This is a genomic window from Bacteroides sp. (assembly GCF_052357945.1).
GTDB lineage: Bacteria > Bacteroidota > Bacteroidia > Bacteroidales > Bacteroidaceae > Bacteroides.
Map to the genome: position 1 here is coordinate 1 of NZ_DAWCXD010000042.1, position 21,109 is coordinate 21,109.

Here is a 21,109-nt window from a genome sequence, read left to right on the forward strand (position 1 = left end):
TTTGAAACAAATGACGCGGATTCTCATTCAAAAACCCGCGTCACTCCACCCTAATCCACATCAAAGGATAAACACGACTCTCCATTATATTCAAAGTCGAGCCATTTCTAGTTGTGTTTTTAGTTCACGTTTTTTAGTCCATTCCCAAATCCCATTTAATGAAAAAATCTCCCTTCATTATCTTATCGTAGATGGCTGTAGCATTACCCGTACTTTCGTATTTTTCCGAAATATATTTCGCCATAAAGCTGTAGTCTTTATTATAACGTTTCGCCACACGAATCATGGCAGGGTACACCTTTCCTTCACACGCCATTTCGAGCATCATCTCTTTCAGAATTTCCTCATCATTACTTTTGGTATCCGAGGTGAACGTGCGTGCCCCAATGTTGCTATAGCTACATTCCACTCCACGTATACCTCTGTCACCATATTTACGACTACCTATTCCACTGGTTCCGTTTGAATAGTTATACACAACACTTCCGTTAGTCCAGTGCGGAGTGAGTCCATACCAATCACCGTAGTAAGTTCCTTCACTATCCATATCAAATTCACTAATATAAGCACTGACACCTACATTGATAAGCGCATCGACCACAGATCTTCTACCCAACTGATTGAAGGCTTCTGCCAACATGAAGTAAAGATCGGCTCCACGATAGGTGTAGATAAAAACATCGTCACGGTAGGCCGGACGTACAGAGCCGGAGTTAGGACGGAATTTACAAATCACCCATTTCCCGTTATATTCGCTAACTGTACGATTCATACGGAAATCTTCTTTTTTATTTCCCAACGGATCAAACTCATTGTCTCTGAAACGTTCTACAGCGACTTCAGCCGGTGCCAACCAATATTTATTGGGATAGTCAGAATCAAAATGTTTTAGCAAACTATTGGTTTGCTTATTCTGATAGTCGTACATAATGGCCGATGCTGATTCATAGTCATAAGGAGTCTCATTGTTGAAAAAATTGGAGTAATGACTAAACAACATTTCGTTGCGCAGGAAAGCAATAGACGTATTGGTTGAGCTCGACAAAGTACTGTTCATTTTATTCAGAATAAGATTGATACATTGCTGATACCGACCAAGCCACAGACAAATTTCAGCATACAAAGCATAATAAGGCGGAGTCATCATATCCCAACGGCGATATTCACTATTTGCCAGCTCTGTATCGGGATCTACCCAGTCTTTCCATGCTGTTTCATAGGTGCCGTCAATGTTGTCATAACCGATGTCTAGCAGATTCTTGCAGGCTACCATCGTCTCGTCGAGATCCAGTATATCAAACTGTGACAGGTCTCTCAGCGAAGTCATCGGTTTATCCACCCATGCCACTTCACCGTAGATCTTGGCAATAGTCATAAACATCCACGCTTTGATGCGCAGCGTACTGCTGACTAGAGCCTTGTAATGTCCCTCATTGATAGAATGATTCTCTTCGTATGTTTTCAGTTTACGGAGATAATCATTGCAGGCGTTAATCACCTCATAGAATCCGGACGGATCGGCATATGAATTACCATTTAAATCATCATCATAATTGTAGATGTTATATAGTTCGGTGGGAGCCGTTACAGTTGGTACCACCATTTCTCCCCTAAGTTCATTCAGATAAATTACTTTGTCGCCAATGGCTTGCATTTTGGTCATGATACCAATGTAACCGGAATACATCTCGCTTTCTTCCGAAATATAATCATCATTATCCAGAGTAACATCCGTATCGGGATTGAAAAAGTCATCGCATCCCCCTAAGAAGGTGGCCGCCAAAACGAAAGCGGCATTTAATAGTATTTTTTTCATCTTCATTGTTAGAATTTCAAATTAATACCCAGTTTAACAGATTTAGGCTGCATCACCTTTGCATAGTCAAATCCCTGTGTGGCATAGTTTCCTGATGAATAAGCGAATTCAGGATCCAGCCCCAGATATTTGGTAGCAGTCAGCAGGTTTTCACCAGTTACGTAAAGAGTTCCTGAACGGAAGAACTTCCAAACCGGCTTATCGAAACTATAACTCAATGTTATGCTCTTCATACGCAAAAAGGAAGCATCCTCAATCCAGCGGGATGAGAACTTATTGTTACCTATTGCATCTCCATAGCTCGCTCGTGGCATGTCGGTCACTTGTCCTTCCACACTCCAACGATTGGCTACAGCAACACTCTGGTTAGAGAAAGAAGAAGAGGACTCCAGTGTTTGTCTTACCGCATTATAGGCTTCATTTCCTTTTGAATAAGAGAATTCGGCCGACAGGGCAAAATGTTTATAACGGATATTAGTATATAATCCGCCGAAGTAGTCGGGAGTAGCACTTCCCAAAGTGACATAATCTTTGGAATCAATGCGGCCATCATTGTTTTGGTCAACAAAACGTACATCACCGACATTATATGCCTGATTACTACTGTTCATCAATCCAGCCTTATCCGCCTCCTCTTGAGTAGAATAAACGCCTGCTGCCTGTAATCCATAAAATTCATAGGGTTTGCCTCCTACCCGACTCACAATCATCGATCCATCGCTGTATTCCGTCACTTCCTGTTCTTTGCCTCCCAATGATTTCACTTTACTTTCTATGAAAGCGATGTTACCGCCTACAATCAATTCAAAGTCACGCAAGCGGATGAGCGAAGCCTGCAGAGAAAGTTCAATCCCATTATTGTCTATCTTGCCTACATTAGCATAATAAGAGGATGTTCCGTAAACTGCAGACTTGCCGATGTTCATGATGACATCCTTGCTTCTTCCGCGATAATAATCCACTCCGAAAGAAAGACGGTCTCTCAATAAACTTGCGTCCAAACTGAGATTCATCTGTGAAGTAACTTCCGGCTTGAGATGCGTATTTGGAATTTGTGTACGCAAGATGCCCGATACAGCCATATATGGAGAACTGGTGTAATATGACTTTCCATAGGTAGAAGAGAAACGGCTGTTTCCTGTCAGACTATATTCCGCGCGCAAATCCAACCGGTTTATCCAACTATTATCAATCAAAAACGGCATATTTTTCATCATACACGTCACTCCACCTGACGGATAGACTTGAAAATGGTTTGTGTATCGTCCATTGGCAGAAGAACCATCGACAGACATATTCGCTGCTACATTCAACACATTGTTGTACGTATAGTCAATATGCCCGTAGATATTAGCCCAGTTCCATTTGTTCTGGTAGCCATCAAAATAACGACCTATAGAATTGGCCGAACCAAGCACCTGATAGAAGTCATTGGTGGTGTTACGAGCATAGGCTCCATCATACTCCTGTAAAGTTGTCATTACTTGCACTCCTGCCATCACATTCAGTACATGACGGTTACTAAACTGCTTGTTGTAACGAGCATTCAAGTTATAAAAATAATTAGTGGTTTCGCCCACCCCTTCACGGATAGTATTCTCTTCCGTACCATAGAAGTCGGTAGCAGGAACGATACTAAAATCTGATTTGCCAGGGATGAAGATATGTTCTTTATTATAATTATAGTAAAGTCCGAAAACACCGTTGAGAGAAAAACCGGGAAAAATCTTGTAGTTGAAACCGGCTTTGATGTTGATATCATACTGACGACTGTTGGCATCCAACGAATTGACAATGGCCACCGGGTTACTTACCGCAAAGTCCATGTTCTCACTGACGCCATAGTAATACTGGGAATAAATCGGAGTGAATTCCCCGTTATCGGCCTTCTGATAGGGAGCAAGCAGTGGAGACTGCGCATAAGCGGTCAATATCGGGTTAGTACGCACATTCATTCCCTGTTCCTGATAATTGCCGTTGATGTATGCCAGCCCTACGGTGGCATAGACTTCAAAGTTCTTACTAACCATGAAGTTTCCGTTCAGCTGCGTATGAAAACGATTTTGTTGCGTACTCTTCAGTATTCCTTCCTCCTTAGAATAACCTAGAGACAAGTCATACTTGGCAATAGCGTCACCCCCTTCTACTCTAAACAGATTCTCTGTAACAAACCCATTGCGATAAATCTGATCTTGCCAGTTTGTATTGTTATTGTAATAGTTGGCATACCTACTATTAGTAGGGTCACTCATGAAAGGAAATTCAGTAAAGAACTCATCCATATTTCCGAAATAGCTCATTCCCATATCCGATAGATAAGAGCGATAGTTGATTCCACTAAGCAAAGGTGTACGTTTGTCGTTCCAGTTGACACCAAACTGTCCATAGTAACTGATCTCCGTATTCATGTTATCCGAATTAGCGCCATCCGTTTCGATAAGAATAACCCCGTTGGATCCCATAGAACCGTATAAAGCGGCTTCTGCTCCCTTCAAAACGGTGATATTCTGAATATCATAAAGATTGTAAGACTGAAAGATATTACGGCTCAATCCATTAATCAGCGGAGAATCGTTCACGTCTGGAATGTAAGGAATGCCGTTGATAACCACCAGTGGAGCATTATTCCCCACAAACGAACGTGTTCCGCGGAAGTTAATTAAACTCCCTTCTCCCGTCATGCCGCTTCCACGGGTCACTTGCAGACCGGCAATCTGTCCGGCCAACGCACGATCAATCTTCATGCCGGCAGGAACAAAATCTTTTTTCGTGATATTCTCGGCAGATGTAGTCGCCTGACTTGTTTCAATACGGAAAGGAAGCACAGTCGTCTCATTATACTTATATTTTTCCTCTGGAATCATCATAAATTTCAGTTCCTTACGCTCATTTACTGCCTGCAATACGGTATAATATCCGGTAGCCCAAACAGAAATGTTGGCATTTTGCGGATTTTTGCAGTCAATCTGAAAATATCCGTTCTTGTCCGTAGTGACATTCTCGCTTCCGGTAACAGATATTACCGCACCCTCAATCGGAACATTCAGAATGGATAATACCTTACCGCTTATTTTGCCTTGTTCCTGCGCATACAGTTTGACTGAGAACAGACAAACGAACAGGGCGAAAAATAGAATTTGTATCTTTTTCATGTTGTCAATATTTCATAAGGTTAATAACAGTCCTCAGTAGGTTTCATGCACCAATGATATAATGCCGCACGATATAAATTGGACCCTGACGCTTTTAAGCGTATAACAATCTCACTTGCCTCTTCACCGGGAATAATGAATGTTCCTCCTACAGGACCACCGTCACGGTCATATTTAGACTTATTTTTAAATCCGGCAGCTACCGCAGCGTCAATTCCTTCAGGATATCCGCCTCCGTTACGGTCATAATGATAATTGGACGTATTGTTGTTGAGCGTTGATTGAGACAGGTTGCCTACAGGTATTTCCACTCCATCTTTAATAATAGAGATATCAATAGCCCCCAGATCCTTTCTTCCTCTAAAACCCATATAAAGTTTATAGCTTCCGGGTGGAATCTTATAGGGAGTAGCGACATAGGTGGACCCTACAGTTTCACCCTTGAATGGCGTGTAATCCAGTGTATACGTCAGATTCGTCTCATCAGTCAGCGTATAGTAGAGCACTCTATAAGCGATTGTGGGAAATCCAAGTGCAGGCCATCCTGTACAACTTGCTTCATCTGTCTCACTAATCTTTTCGAACGAAAGATTGGTGGTACTGAAATATTTTTCTTTTTCTTCTGCAGTTAAATATTCGTAGTTTCTAAAAATCTCTTTGATACGATATATCAATACATTGGTCGGAATTTTCATTTTGGTAACATGGTAAGCCACTCCGTTGCTCATTGATATAGGGTTATCAAGGTCTACCTTTTGCACAGTGGTACGCCATTGCATGCCGAATATAGACTTCAAATCGGTGTTACTTTCAAAATCTTCCTTACTGTATTTGTGATTGAAGAAAGCAGATTGGAACACCCAGTTTTCAATAATGCTGTCGGCACGTGTCATCCCCCAGTTCTCCAAATTCTGACGTGCGGTATTCAAAGCCTCATCGATTACTTCGTTGGATGGAATTAACATGGTAGCTGTAAGATTCTCGGACATTATGTTGAATCCTTTATTTTCAAAATAAGGTGCTTTTACACTAAATACAGAATCATATATCGTATTTCCGGTCTTATCTACACCTACTATCTTACTTGCGTTCCTGTCAAAAGTCAGCACATAGCGGTCACGGACCATCTTGCGAAAAGTAGAATAATCGCTACCCAAGTTTTCTATGAGTTCATACATGCTTCTTGGAGATTCGATGGCTTGGTCCAGCAAATACAGATAACCGTTAGTCAACTTAACAACCCGTTTCACGTTTGCATTATTGAAACAGATGCCAACATTCGCTCTCGTTTCGGGAGAAGTAAGTTTAATATTCAGATACTTGCCACTCCACATCAGAATGCGCTGTCCATCCTCCAAATTGGAAGGCGAAATGGAAGCATCGGAAATATAGGTTTGGGCGGTATACGTAGGGTCATCACCTGCTGTAATGTCCGATTCAACAGCTAAAATGGTGTACATCTGCTCTTTTGCCAGCAGCTGCTCAACCATACCAGTCTCGTTAAACAACTGATACATGGCATTCAATGAAGACTCCTGCGCCAGATAATCTGTTACAGACTTATTGACCACGGAAATCTCCGTATTGTTCACTACACTATCGCTCTGAGCATAATGGTCATCCCATGTATCGGAACAACTACTTCCCATCCATCCGATGAGAGCGATGCCGAGTATGTATTTCTTTATTTTCATGGTTTATTCGTCAAATATAGGTTCAAACAATAAATAGTCTAAATAGATACGGTAACTACTATGTTTACTTGCAGCCGGATCATTCATAATCAACCGGAAAGTATGAGTAGAAGTCTCCGTAAATTCCAGCTCGTCATAAAGCACGTATGTATAACATCCCAAAGCATTAGAAGGGATTGTGGTATAAGGTGCATGAGTAACGGGGTTTTCTCCGTCAAAACTGAATGTCATTCGCCCACCGTTACTTCCGCCCTTGCTGTCTTGTGTTCTGATAAAGTCCATGGATGTAGCATATCCAAACCGCAGCGTCACTTTATATTTCCCTTTGATGATAGAGGGAGTTTCCATCGAAATCCAACCTGTATTTCCCAAGTTCAACATAAGGAAATCCATATTATTGGCAGTTTTCCAGTCATTATTGGTTCGGGTAGTGAAATAGGTAATGTTGAAATAGCTACTAAATGTTCCGGAAGGATTATTAAGGCTGTATTGATAGCAGGGAAGACCTGCGATATTACATTTTTTCTCAGCTGTTCCGTATGACTCTTGAAATTTGATACCCTCTTCTCCGTTGCCTGCTGCAATCCAGTCGCCAATGATGGAGTAGTTACATACATCAAACAATACGGTCTCAGGTTCAACCTCTGCCACAGGCAAGTAAGTGGAAATTTGGTGAATGTAACCGTTCTTAGCTTGCAGATTACAATAGTCCTCCAGAAAAACTGCCCGATTATCGTCTCTATAGTTCAAATAAAACATCCGGTCCTCTTCGCTGATTCTCACCACACTCCCCGCATTCAGTGTATTCCAGATTTTAGAACTAGCATCTTCTGTATCGAAACTCTTCAGGCTGCTTAAGTCATAACTTCCGCTCAATACATGATAAGCTACATATTGGTAGAGTGCATTCGCCGGATTAGTATAGTCGTTGTTGGCTCCCAACAGCCGAACTAAGTCCTGTAAACTACCGACTCCCGCTTCTTGGAACACCGCATCCGAAACGGCCAGTAATGTATAGTTACGTTTCTGCTGAGTAATCACTCCTGATTCATCTGTCACCTCATCATAAATGACATTCAGTTCATTACCCAGTCCGGTAGCCTCCAGCGCCGCCTTCAAAATGGTGAAAGGCCGACCGTTTTCTGAGATGCGTTCGTATACGCTTTCAGTAAGCGGATTGAGCGTACTTTCAAGTACATAAACATAACCATTAGATACCAGATTTGCAAACTCCAAAACACGAGCTTCACTGTTCAGGTAGACCGACTGCATACCGCCACCACCAACTTCCGCACTTCCGAAGGACACCATCAGTACGTCATCAGAAACGGTTCTTTTGGCCAACGCACCCTCTTTCTCTATGAAAGTCTCTTGATTAATGGTGTCTTGCACGATATGGAAAGACACCAAATTACGGGCATATTCCGTACCCAACTCTTCGATAGACGAAACGCCTTTACGAGAATAAAATTCCTTCACGGCCTGATTAGTGGGAACAAATAGTGTGAAATATTGAGTCGCTTGATTTACAGCATTATACAAGTCCGCATATTTCATAATACTAATCCATTCAGAAAAGTCTTCCGATCTGGTGGACAGATAAGTCGCTGCCGGCTGCGTGTCGAAGACAACAAATGTGTCCCCTTCGTAAGGGTCATTACAAGCTGCACATAAAAAGAGTAGCAGCATCCAATATATTCCTTTTATTTTTTTCATCTTATATCGTCATTTAATTATCGTAATAAGGATTTTGCATCAAAGCTGAATTGGTGTTAATGTCACTGGCCGGGATAGGCAGAAACCAAGCATTGTCATTATCGAGCACCGAATTGAGCCATTTGCTTTCCGCTGTGAGATTATTCTCCATAATTAAAGCTTTAAAGCGACTCTTATACTTGAAATTCTGCTGTTTGCCGTAACGGAGTAAATCGTACCAACGTTTTCCTTCCACTGCAAATTCCATGTCGCGTTCATCCAACAAAATCTCCAGCAAGGTTTCTTCGGTAGTTTCATTGATATTTTCAGCTGTAACTTCACTGCGCGACTCAAGTCCGGAACGTTCACGTATAGTATTAATGATAGACAATGCTTCTGCCCAATTGGCAGTACCTCCCAAACGAATCAATGCTTCAGCTTTTATCAGCATAACATCGGCCATGCGATAAATGATGTAGTTAGCGTCTAAAATGGTGCGCACCGCTTCCACGTTGTCAACAGCCATCCCTGAATATTTCCAGATAATACCATTGTCCGGAAAAGATTCATAAGTTGTACCTGCGAATGATCCAAAATAAGTGCGGTTCACTTCGTTTTTGTTCTGCTCAAATTCCGCCATCAGCCGAAGAGTCATCGGCTCGGAATAAATATAAGTGCTGGTTGTTACCGTATTGCCATAAGCAAACGTTTTAGATGGGCTTCCGCTGTTCTGCGCATATGTACTTTCATCATACTGAATCTCAAAAATAGACTCATTACTGTTACCGGGATAGAACATATTAAACCATTGACCGGATGCCGACATGAATACCGGACGTATAGGAGCAGTAGCATTAATCAGATAATCGGCATAGGTAATGCATTCTTGGTACTCTTCCGCCCACAAACATGTCTCCGCCATTAAAGCGTACAAAGCCCATTTAGTAGCACGTCCTTTGTTTTCCCAAGTTTCATCGAACGTCTCTTTAGCAGCATCAGTCGCCAATGCGGCATGCACATCACTCTTGATTTGTTCAAGGATTTCCGCTTCAGAAGACTTAGCTACGTCAGTTGGCATGGCATCGTCTACATAAGGCTCAGTTATCAACGGAACTTCACGGAAGTTACGTACCAAATATAGATATGACAATCCGCGCAAGAAGTAAGCTTCCGTGAGGTGTGAGTTCATTCGCGATTCATAATAACTGGCATCTTTTTCCATCACACTCGGTGCGTACTTCAACACAGCGTTCGCCATAGAGATGACTTGGTAGAAAGTACCCCATTGAACGCTCGAGGTAGAAGGTAATACCATAAAATTCTGGATAAGACCGGCAGAGGATGATCTGACGGGAACAATAACAGAGCTTCCTCTTACCTCACCCCAGTTAATGATATAGGGTACACAATCGCGTAAGTAACTGTATCCTTGTGCAAGAATAGCCTCTACATCTTCGGAAGATTCCCAGTACATATCGGTGGATTGCTTATCTTTGGGCAATACATCGAGCCAGTCGCTGCATCCGCTCATCAACAAGCCACCGGACAGTAACAATATAGTAAATATCTTTTTCATATTCATAGATCTTTTAGAAACTTAAATTAAATCCGGCAACAAGCTGAATGGAAGCCGGTGTGGTAGCACTATCTCTAGCATACGTATTTTCCGTCTTTACCTCCGGATCCTGACCGGTATATCTGGTCCACGTCAAGAGGTTATATCCGGTGACGTACACGTCAATATTGCTAAATCCCCAACGTTGAATCATCTTTTTCGGCAAGCGATAAGTAAGCGACAGTGTTTTCAGACGTAAGTAAGAAGCATCTTCCACAAAACGATCGGAGCCCAACGTATTGTATCCTTCACCGTAAAGCGCACGCGGAATGTCTGTCTGGTCTCCTTCATTGCGCCAGCGTCTCAACACGGCCGTACTTTGATTGTTAATGGAACGCATGGATTCATTGTCCAGACGGGTAGAGTTGACCACATCCTGTCCATAACGTCCATAGAAAATGGCCGACAACTTGAACTGCTTATAGCTGATATTAATACCCGCTCCTCCTGTAAGTCTTGGATTTGAGTTACCCAAATAGACAATATCATACTGATTGATAACACCGTCGTGGTTAATATCTTCATAGATAGCATCTCCAGGAGCTACGGTAGCATTTCCGTTTCGCATCACAATCGGCGTACCTGAAATATCTTTCATAATATTGCCCTCCGCATCACGTGCATAGGTAGCGTCTTTGTTTTGGTAAACCCCTTTATAACGATAACCATAAAAAGAACCCATCGGACGACCTTCTTCTCTACGGTAAGCATAATTACCATTGTCGAAACTGTAGTTTTCCTCGGTATAATTATCCGGCATCTCCGTTATCTTATTCTCATTATGAGCGAGATTAACATAGAATCCCACACGCCAGTCTTTGTTCTCAAACGGAACCGCATCTACACGAAATTCCCAACCTTTGTTCGTCATTTTTCCGGAGTTCATATAGCTGACCTCATATCCGTTTCCATAACCGATAGTGGTTGGCATCTTTACTTTCTTCTGCAACATATCTTTGATGTACTTCTGATAGACATCGACCGTGAAACGAAGTTTTCCTTTTAAGAAAGAAGCATCCAGACCAGTGTTGTATTCGGTAGTTGTTTCCCATTTCAGACGATTGAGCTGCATGGTGCTCGGTTTAATAGCACTCATATTCATGTAATCTTTACCGGAGGCATAAGAACCTAAATAGAGCGACGTACCGGAGGCCGCATTACCAGTTTGACCTAAACTAAAACGAAATTTAAACTCATCCATCCAGTCATTAGAGAAATCCATAAACTTCTCGTCTGCCAGATGCCAAGCCAGACCGACAGTAGGAAATAAGCCAAAACGTTCAGACTTACCCATAGTAGAGTTACTTTCCATACCCAAAGATCCATTGATAATGTAGCGATTCAACAGCGTGTAGTTCAATAAAGCCACCCCATTGATGCTGCGTTCCTTTGAGTCTCCGGAACTAATCTTACGAACTGAACTTCCGATGGTGGGATCAGCAAGGCCGGAAGAAGAGTTACCGGAAGTCTCGCTTCCGTAGCTTGACTTAGTTGTTTCCGTGGTACGGAATAAAGCAGTTGCGATAATGGAATGCTGATCATGCCAATTTTTGCGATACATCACCTTGTTCTCCGTATTAATTGTCAATTGGTCAGAAGAGGTCTCTGTACTACGGTTGGCAAAGTTATCTGTCCAAGCAAGTCCGGTGGCCACCTGTGGCAAGAACATACGTCCTTTCGTATTACGGATATTCATATTGACGTACCCCTGATAACTCAGTCCGTCCAATATATCATATTCAATTTGAAAGTTCATCTTGCTCTCTCTTTGAAGAGTGCTGTTCACACTTTCCTTTGCCATAGCAATGGGATTATAGTATTTACTATTCTTACCGTCTTCTTTAAAAGCAGGGTCCAATGTGGAACGCTCATTGTGACTGAAATACTGTGAAGTACGGGCTCCTGTATCATCATCAATATAGTAAGGCGATTTGTTTGGTGCTTTGCGGAAAGCTTCCGTACGTACATTATAATAGTTGTTGTTTCTCTTGGATTGAACAAAAGAGAACTGCGCATTGAATCTTAATTTGTCAGAGAACTTGTAACGTACATTCAATGAAGAATTCAACCGGCTGAAGTCGGTTCCAATAGTCGTACCACCTTCATCCAAATAACCTAAAGAAAAGCGGTAGGTAGCCCTTTCACCTCCCCCACTCATAGAGAACGTGTTCTCCCACGATTGAGTATTACGGCGTACTTCGGACAACCAATCGGTATTTTGATTATATTCATCGAAATAGGTCCAATTGGGTTGATAGCCAATCTCCGGAGAATTGTAAAGCATATTCTGGTAAGAGATAGAGTTGGCCAGTCCGATGTAATTGGCACTGTTCCACAAAGCCTCAGAAACCAATGCCGTATATTGATTTCCGTCCAGCATGGGGATGCTTGAAGGTTCAAATTTGGAAGAGAATTTGGAAGAGAAGCTGAAACGCGTTTTTCCCTGCACCCCCTGTTTGGTCTTGATGACCAATACACCGTTGGCACCCTTAGTACCCCAAACGGCTGTAGCAGCCGCATCTTTCAACACCTCAATAGATTCAATATCTTGCGGTGAGATGTTCAGCAAAGCACCCAAGTCATCATTATTAATGGTCGAGAAGTCGGTACTCTCGTCTATCTCCGCCGGATAGGGCACTCCGTCAACAACAATCAACGGTTCAGAATTGGCATTCAGTGTACTACCACCGCGAATCTGTATGGAAGCGCGGGCACCGGGATCACCTCCACCCAACACAATATCTACACCTCCAAGTTGTCCTTGCAAGGCATCCTCAATAGAAGTAACAGGTGCTATCGCCACCAAATCTTCCATACTTACCTTCTGTGTAGCAGAAGATTGTTCTCTAGCACTGATACCCAAATCATTACGTTCGATGCGTCTTCCTTGAATCACCACTTCATCGATCGATTTCGTATCGTCTCTCATAGTGATATTCAATCGGGACTGGCCATTGTATTTGATTCTCTCGGTTTTCATTCCGATATACGAAAAGACAATAGTCAGGTTGTCTCCATCAGGAACTTTCAGATTATAGACACCATCCATGTCTGTAATAGTACCGCCTAAAGAGCGGTTTTGGGAGTTGACAATATGTACGTTTACTCCCACCATAGGTTCTGCTGTCTTTCCGAACATCTCGATCACTTTCCCGGAGATAACTTTCGCTTGACCGAAAGCTTCACCAGTAGTTACCGCGAATAGGATAGCAATCAGTGTGTATTTTAATAATTTCATAATCTCAATTTTTCAGTTAATCAAAAGACATCATCAATCAGATGGAAACACCCTCCGCTGTATGCGAATGGAAAGTAGTAATAAGTGGATACTACATGACATTCATTATATCCTTCCAGCTGAATACTCAGTGAAGTTCCATTATCCGCATAGATTAGTTGTGGCGGAAGTACTCCTTCAGTCTCCGTGGTACGTTCACTCCAATAACGCCCACTCTTAAAGTCTGATCCGATATAAGGATAAGACGGTATCGCATTTTGAGAGGCGGTGATAAAATACGAATTCAAGTAATTAGCCAGTTTGGCAACATCAAAATCACCGGTCAGTTCACCGCTCGCATCAAATGAAGCATTTGTCGCTCCCGGTATTCGGTTGTTTGACAACGCCTGCTGTATGGCATCGTTGGTCGGTATAAATGCTACAAACCGTCCTTTACCGAAAACATTCATCAGATTCTGATTGGATACAAGGTCAGCCTTTTGCAGCAGTCTTGCAAAATTATAATACGGATAGTTGCGGTCTGCACAAATGGCAAGATTGTAAGCCAAATCTCCGTTCTCCGCCGTAAACAGTTGGGAAGCGTCAAAGAGATAAGAGCTTCCGTTTGATCCGTCCTTGACCTTGATAAAAGGAGAAAAGATGGTTCCGCTGAACTGCGGATTCAACTGCTGATTGAAAAGGGAGCTACAAGTAATTTCTCCGTCTTTGACGAACCAATAGTTCCAACTGGACTCCGTAGGAAAAACTTTTGTTCCACTTTCTGGTAGTTCAGCTGTCTGATTGCTTGGAATGTTAGCAGAGTGAAGGTACACAATTTCCTGTTTGGCAGAAGTACTGATTTCAGACCATCCGTTCTCTCCCATTTCTTCCAATCCTTGAGTACTGTATACAGTTCGGATACCAGATGCGTCAAATTGTTCGGCAGTAGGAATCAAGACAATATACTTTGAGAGATTAGAGATATAAGAAGAATACAGCGAACTACCTGCCAGAGCGTAAAGGAAGGAACGAGCATTTCTATATTGGAATAACGGACCGATGACCGAGGCGAAAGTGCTGGGGTCTTGAATCTCATTCATTCCGTAAAGAGCACCGTTGACACACATCGTTCTTTCGCTAAGCATAGCGGGATTAATGTTAAGAGGCGAGCCGGCTAATGATTCCAATTCCCCTGTTCCGATTTCATCCGGAAACACCAATGCTCCTCCATAAATGAACTGATAAAGGAAGTAATTAAGAGCCAGGGGGTCGACTTCTTGCAGAGAAGTATAACCACCAACTTTCCAGAAGCGGTCGAAGAAATCATTGACAGCAGTATTCGACGGTACAAAAATACTGTATGAATCAGCAGTCAGTGATGTAAAATTCGAAAAGCTTGTTGTCGGCCATTCGCAGGCGATGTTTGGCAATCCGCTGTGATAATACGTATAAAGCGTATCCACACCATATGACGCAGCATACGATTCACTCAAGCTATTGTCTGCCACATAATAGCCAAACGAATCATAAAGATCAAAGAAGATAGAATATTTATCTTGATTCTTCAATTCTGTATAAATCGTTTCCAAAGGTTCAATAACCCGGTCTACTGTATGAATATAACCGTTGTTAGCAATGATTCCATACTCTTTTACCGACGCATTAGAAACATTGAATCCATCGTCGCCTGTCCATGTGGAGTTGGGATAGAACGCCTCATAGTTACTTTTCGCATCAATACCTTTCGTTTGGAAATAGCGGTAAGAGAATACCGGCAAGTAGCGTTCCAAGTGATATACCATGACAGAAGCTCCTGCATCGTTCGTTTCAACGGTAGGTGCATCGCTACTTCTTGTACGATGCTTGTAATACAGACCAGCATTCAAATCCTGCGCTTCTTCTGTTTCTGTATCTCCCGCCGGTCGAAAGTTAACAAGTTTCTCTTTATTGTAAGAGTAATAGAGTATGTGATATCCAATCACTTTACTCACTTCCGTGACAGGCATATCGTCAATACTGGCATAGCCTTTTTCCTTCAGATAGGCCTGGAAGGCTGCATCATCTGGAGCCATAATGGTCACGATTGCTTTACCTTCAAGCATTTGCTTGTAGTCGGCAATCTCAATTCCCCGTAGGAAGATAGAATAGTTCCCGTGTTCACCGGAACTTAACACTTCCCATGCATTGTCTGCTACCCAATCAGGTATTTCGTAATGTTCATCCATATTGTCTCTACATGCCGCAAAGACTAATGGAATGCACAGCAGGCATAGCATTTTTCGTAAAAATGTAGTGTCTTTCATTGTTTAATAATATATTTATTTAAAATAAGTCGTTTGTTAAACTATATAATTAATATTTTCCTTTTCAAATTATTCACTGTAAGCTTCTTTCCAAGCTTTCTCGTATTCAGCAGGATATTCGAGTGAAAGAGCATAGTTCTCGATCATCGTATAGCCGTTCTCTGCAATTTGGATCGCATCTTGGGCTTTGTTCTTATCCAATCCCCATTTATCTTCGAAATCATCTGGCATGCCATCACCGTCCGTATCGGTTTTAGGAGTACCAGTTTTGAAGTTGCCACAACCTCCGATAGAAAATTGTTCTACGCTGAAGGGTCTTCCAATAATGGTTCCTTTTGTCCCAAGGGAAGTTAATTCTTCTATTAAATAAGTATCTACTTCATCCCTTGTTGGTAGGTATGCACCTACCTTTTCTACTATATATTTATATGCATCAGTTGCATTTGTTTGTGATTTTATTGAAGGATGTAATTCTGAAGGAACACTTAATATGGTTGGGGTTCCACTCCACTCATTTTGTTGTAAAAGATGTCCGTCTAATACACCATTCTTATTTGTATCATAATAGTTTCCACTTAAATATGCCCTGAAATTAGAGTTACCTTCTTTAAAGGGTTTTGCTGGATTCACTTGAATGTATTGGAAAGCATAATTCTTAGTTCCATCCGGATCCGTGCTGACAAGAGCATTTCTCCACATATTTCCTGGTCCAACAATAAAGTAGTTGTCTTCTATGGCTACTTCAGAATCCCCTTCTGAATTTCCAGACATATTATAGGCAGCTCCTTCTCCCCAGTTATATAATACGTTATTTACAAACTGGTTAAGCCCCTTTACTTTAAAATTTCGAGTTTTGTTATCAATGAGCAAATTCCTGAAACAAGTAATTCCTTTGTCTATATCACTTTCCATTAAACCTCCACAAGAATGGTTTTCTAACCCTTGGCCTATTATACAATTTTGAATAGTTACATTTTCAGAAGATTCCCCACTGTCCCTAGTTACGGAACAATTTTCATCACGTCCCCATGTAATGGAGCAATGGTCTACTATTACATTTTTACAACGGGCAAGGGCTAGACAATCTTTTGAACCTTCTCCCCAATATTTATTCCCCATTCTTATACGCAAATAACGAATAATTACATTGCTTCTGTTAGAAGCACTTACGTAAGAATTCACAAGCACAACGCCATCTCCAGGGGCTGTGTTTCCTAATATGGTTAAATTATTGCTTAATGCAAGTGCATCTTTTGAACACTCTATAACCCCATCTACATCGAAAACGATAATTCTATTAGGTTGGCTAATTGCATCTCGAAAAGAACCTGCACCTTTGTCGTTCAGATTGGTTACTACATATACCTCTCGGTTACTACTAGCACGAGCCCCTTCAGCATTTCTACCATATCCTACTGCATCCGGAAATGCCGGTGCATAATTAACAAAGACAGGAAATGCTGGACCGGAATTTGTATTTCCGCCACTTTCTTCCTCCTCCAGATATGAACTGTGAGGATTGATGGCAGGGTCTGTATCCTCCTCATCTACAGGCTCTTTGTCTACACAAGCCGCTAGCGAGGAAAGGGAAAACAAAAAGAAATATAAAATGCTTGTTAAGCATCTCACGGCAATTGGATATGCCTTTTTTTGAAAAGTTGCTGTGTTTCTCATTTTATATATAAATATTAAATTAACACTTATTTGATTAATAAATTAAATTCAAACCTAAAAAATTGTATATCCGTTGTCAAGGATACTTGATTATTTTGCTATTTACGCAAATCAATAGTTAAATATCTATTTTAGATCCCCATCTTTATACGTAAAAATCAAGACTTTTTAGTTATAAGGTACAATGCCCCATTGTGATGCATAAGCATCCTGAATTTCTTTGGTATTGAAACATACAATCTCAATGTTGGGATAATAATCAATAGTAGCATCTATCCCAACTGAAGATTCGTCTAATTCATCTATAGGATACCATTCTGAATATTCTCCGTCATCCCATTCTACTCTATAATAAGCTGAATACCACGAAACTTCTGTTTCGCCAATCATAGTATCAATATTTGACTGTAATTTAGCCCATATACCTGTTATTAAATATAATTTATAGCCAATATCATCACCATTTGGTAATCTTACCATTTTATGCCAACTTACATTATTAACAGCCATTCCATTCCTATCTATAGAAAATTCTTGTTCACAATACCCTTTATAACAATATTCTTTTTGAGTAGAATTATATACAATTCCAAGAACAAAGTCAATATCAGTTGGCCTAGCTGGTTCAAAAATGGATCTCCATTGATAATAAGTATTAACACTAACATTTCCGTTTACATAAGGACCAGAAGAACCATCATCATATGTTTCATCATAAAATCCTAAAGTAATATCTAGTGTGTAGTCATTGTTTTCAGTATAAGGAAAATATACATCAAATTCAACTGTAAAGGCTGAATTTGTGACAGAAGAGTCTCCTCTTCTAAGAATAACTCTATCGTAAAGCACCGTACTTGCTTCACCGTTCTTTAAAGTTACCAAAGCATTACATAGTTCAATCGGATATATATATGATTTTCCATTATCAATTTCTATATTCAATTTTATTCTATGTTTTCCAAAAGATATCGGAAGGTTACATCCTACATTTTCATTACCTTTTAAACTAATATATTCAAAGGGTTTTTGACCATCAATATATACATAACACTCATCTACATTGTCACCCGTATTATACTGATAATCAAAATAAGGTTTTGTGAATAAATTCAGATTAACCATACATGTATTATCACTTGCTCCGTCACTTAAAAGTCCTTGCTGCGCATCTCCTTGCCTCAACATACTTTCCTCATATTCCATAAGACCATTACCGTCACATGAAATAGTCAAAAAAGGAATAATTAAAAATAACATCGATTTGATAATTTGTTCTTTTTTCATGGTATTACATTTTATTAGTTCATTAATTGAAACAATAGTCGAAAATCTCTTATTATTTCTATATTATTTGTTCAGTTCAATACATCCCATAATGAAAGGTCCTGTTGCTTTAGCATCATTATCTCTCATTTTCTCTCCTATATAATACTCGAAACTGCCGTCACGGTAAGGCTTACCACCTAATCCACCCACTTGGCAACATTTTGTCAATGTCAATGTTCCGTCCGAATTTGAGATTAGTAGTTTATCACACAGACCTTTAAAGGCCTTTTCTGCAATGGCACGATACTGACTATCAATATATCCTTTATTTACAGCTTTCATATAAGCATACATACATTGTGTCGTAACAGAAGCTTCCGGGAAATTACCGGTACGTGAAGGTTGGTCAATTACTTGATACCACAAGCCATTTTTATCTTGGTATTTTGAAAGAGTTTCTGCTAATTCCTTCGTCCATTTAATCATATCAGTATAGCCTGAATGATCTTGGGGAATATATTCCAAAGCATCTACCAAAGCCATAAACCACCAACCAATACTACGTCCCCAGAAATTAGGAGAATGGCCAGTTTCCGGATCAGCCCAGCGCTGGCTCCGGTCCTCATTCCATGCATGATAATAAAGTCCGGTCTTGGTATCGTATGTATGCTGATGGCAAAGAGTGAACTGTTTAACAGCCTCATCAATCCATTCCGGACGATTAAATTCAGCTCCATATCGAGCCATAAAAGGAGAAGCCATATACAATCCATCCAACCACATCTGATTAGGGTATATTTTCTTATGCCAGAAACCTCCATCTGTTGTACGAGGTTGCTTTTTTAGCTGATCTATCAAATTCTCGATAGCCAATTTATATTTCTCCTTTTTGGTTTCATTGTACAAATCAAACAGAACTTTTCCGGAGTTGATATAATCCAAATTATAGGTTTCTTTCTTATATAAATGAATCTCTCCTTTGTCGTCTACCAAAGAATCAGCCCATGCCTCTACATAATCAAAGTACCTACGGTCTCCTGTTTTCTTCCAAACTTGTAACATCGCACAACAACCTACTCCTTGCGCATAACCAAAATACAGGCGTTTTCCATGATCCAGTTGCCAAGCTTCCGGGAAACGACGAATTTCCGAATCGGCAAACAGACGATAATAAGTGTCGGGAGCAAAAGTATCTGTACGGAAAGGAACTGCCGGAAGTCCGGCTTTATTAAACAGATTCACTTTAAAGAAAGTCCCATAACCGTAGCGTACAGCCACAGGCGCAGAAACATAAGTTGAAGAAAGCGTTATCGAACTTCCATCAATTACAGCTTCAGCCGGATAAAACCGCGCATCATTGCCGGCAATAAAAAATCCTTTTACCGGTTCATTGCCGGGTGTCTGCAGACCACCATCCGCAAATTCGAAATCTAATGTAATTTCTCTCCCATTCACTTTCATTGATTTGTAGAGAGGTCCTGAATAAACAATCTTTTTACCATATTGCTTTGCTAATGCCCAAGCTGCCAGCCGTTCGCCGGGTGCAACTTTATTTCGTGGATGTATGTCTGTAGAATCGGCTGCATCCGTCACTACTGCCATACCAATATTTTCAAGTCCACTTAACCATGTTTTTAATTGTGCTTCACGAATACCTGCCGGTTGTTTGTAATGTGGTGCAATCTGTACAAAATAGAAAGGCATATCCGGTTGATTCCATTCTTTCCGCCAACTATTTATCAAGTTAGTAAATACTTCCTGATATTTCTCATAACGAACAGAGTTGGATTCTCCCTGATACCAGATATTTCCTTTCACTGTATACCCTAGTATAGGAGCAATCATACCATTCCACAAAGTAGCCGGAACCTTACACTTATCTTTTTCCCTACTCACCTTTTCTTTTGAATACTGTTTTAAGACATTAGCATACAACGGATTGTTTTCCATCACTTTCATACTTGTCCAGGATTCAGCATGTGTTCCTCCCCAAGTAGACTGAATTAATCCAACCGGTGTACTCAATTCTTTATACAATTTACGTCCAAAGACAAATCCTACAGCAGAAAAGTCTTTCAGATTCTCCGGATTACAAACCACCCACTTTCCAACGCAATCTTCTTTCTCACTATCAGGTGCCAGTTGATGCTCTACATGAAACAGGCGGATTTCCGGAAAATCAGCATCTTTCATTTCTTCCGCTTCATTCAACATTCCTGTTTTCCATTTCACTTGCGGATTACGGGCTACGGGAAATTCCATATTTGACTGTCCCGTACAAAGCCAAACTTCACCTATTAATATATTATTGATCCGGATCTTATTATCACCTTTCAACATTACAGATTGTCCGGAAGTAGCAGCCGGTGTTTGTATCATCAATTCCCAATGACCGTTTTCTAAAGCAGTCACCTTATATTTCTTATGATTCCATGAAGTCTTTACCAAAATCTTTTCTCCGGGACGTGCTTTTCCCCAAAAACGTACTTCAGCATTTTGTTGGAGTACCATATTATCTGATAATATAGAGGGAAGTTGTATATCTGCATAAACTCCTACTGGAAAAAGACAGACTAATAACCACAGACAAAAAATAATTCTACAGAATTTCATTGTATTTTATAGTTTTAGATTCAATATTTTGCTAAATAAGCACATGTCAAAGATACCGCATTAC

At 40.8% G+C, this 21,109-nt stretch carries 10 protein-coding genes; all 10 read right to left on the reverse strand.

From position 1 onward, the window contains the following. Nucleotides 1–133: 133 nt before the first annotated feature. The 10 genes from ACT8YW_RS10110 to ACT8YW_RS10155 all read right to left on the reverse strand — a co-directional run bounded on the left by ACT8YW_RS10110 (nucleotide 134) and on the right by ACT8YW_RS10155 (nucleotide 20,943). Nucleotides 134–1,822, reverse strand: coding sequence for a RagB/SusD family nutrient uptake outer membrane protein (locus tag ACT8YW_RS10110; protein ID WP_074556763.1), 1,689 nt, complete (start codon nucleotides 1,820–1,822; stop codon nucleotides 134–136). Nucleotides 1,823–1,824: 2 nt separating this feature from the next. After that, nucleotides 1,825–4,968, reverse strand: a complete 3,144-nt coding sequence (locus ACT8YW_RS10115; RefSeq protein WP_074556764.1) for a SusC/RagA family TonB-linked outer membrane protein — start codon at nucleotides 4,966–4,968, stop codon at nucleotides 1,825–1,827. Nucleotides 4,969–4,988: 20 nt separating this feature from the next. Then, complete coding sequence (locus ACT8YW_RS10120; RefSeq protein WP_444104832.1) at nucleotides 4,989–6,662, reverse strand: hypothetical protein; 1,674 nt, start codon at nucleotides 6,660–6,662, stop codon at nucleotides 4,989–4,991. Nucleotides 6,663–6,665: 3 nt separating this feature from the next. Beyond that, nucleotides 6,666–8,378: a DUF5108 domain-containing protein gene (locus tag ACT8YW_RS10125; protein WP_444104833.1), complete on the reverse strand. Its 1,713-nt coding sequence runs from the start codon at nucleotides 8,376–8,378 to the stop codon at nucleotides 6,666–6,668. Nucleotides 8,379–8,391: 13 nt separating this feature from the next. Beyond that, nucleotides 8,392–9,933 (reverse strand): RagB/SusD family nutrient uptake outer membrane protein, encoded by a 1,542-nt coding sequence (locus tag ACT8YW_RS10130; RefSeq protein ID WP_444104834.1) that lies wholly within the window; start codon nucleotides 9,931–9,933, stop codon nucleotides 8,392–8,394. A gap of 13 nt (nucleotides 9,934–9,946) precedes the next feature. Further along, the gene (locus tag ACT8YW_RS10135; RefSeq protein ID WP_444104835.1) at nucleotides 9,947–13,210 is read right to left on the reverse strand and encodes a SusC/RagA family TonB-linked outer membrane protein; all 3,264 of its coding nucleotides are present in this window, start codon (nucleotides 13,208–13,210) and stop codon (nucleotides 9,947–9,949) included. A gap of 20 nt (nucleotides 13,211–13,230) precedes the next feature. Continuing rightward, nucleotides 13,231–15,492, reverse strand: a complete 2,262-nt coding sequence (locus ACT8YW_RS10140) for a fasciclin domain-containing protein (protein ID WP_444104836.1) — start codon at nucleotides 15,490–15,492, stop codon at nucleotides 13,231–13,233. Between the two features lie 69 nt (nucleotides 15,493–15,561). Then, a complete protein-coding gene (locus ACT8YW_RS10145) occupies nucleotides 15,562–17,166 on the reverse strand; it encodes a pectate lyase family protein (protein WP_074556769.1) in 1,605 nt (534 codons plus the stop codon). Nucleotides 17,167–17,334: 168 nt separating this feature from the next. Beyond that, nucleotides 17,335–18,450 carry a hypothetical protein gene (locus ACT8YW_RS10150; protein ID WP_074556770.1) on the reverse strand — a complete coding sequence of 372 codons (1,116 nt, stop codon included), beginning with the start codon at nucleotides 18,448–18,450 and terminating at the stop codon, nucleotides 17,335–17,337. A gap of 63 nt (nucleotides 18,451–18,513) precedes the next feature. After that, the gene (locus ACT8YW_RS10155; RefSeq protein ID WP_444104837.1) at nucleotides 18,514–20,943 is read right to left on the reverse strand and encodes a glycoside hydrolase family 88 protein; all 2,430 of its coding nucleotides are present in this window, start codon (nucleotides 20,941–20,943) and stop codon (nucleotides 18,514–18,516) included. Nucleotides 20,944–21,109 lie beyond the last annotated feature (166 nt).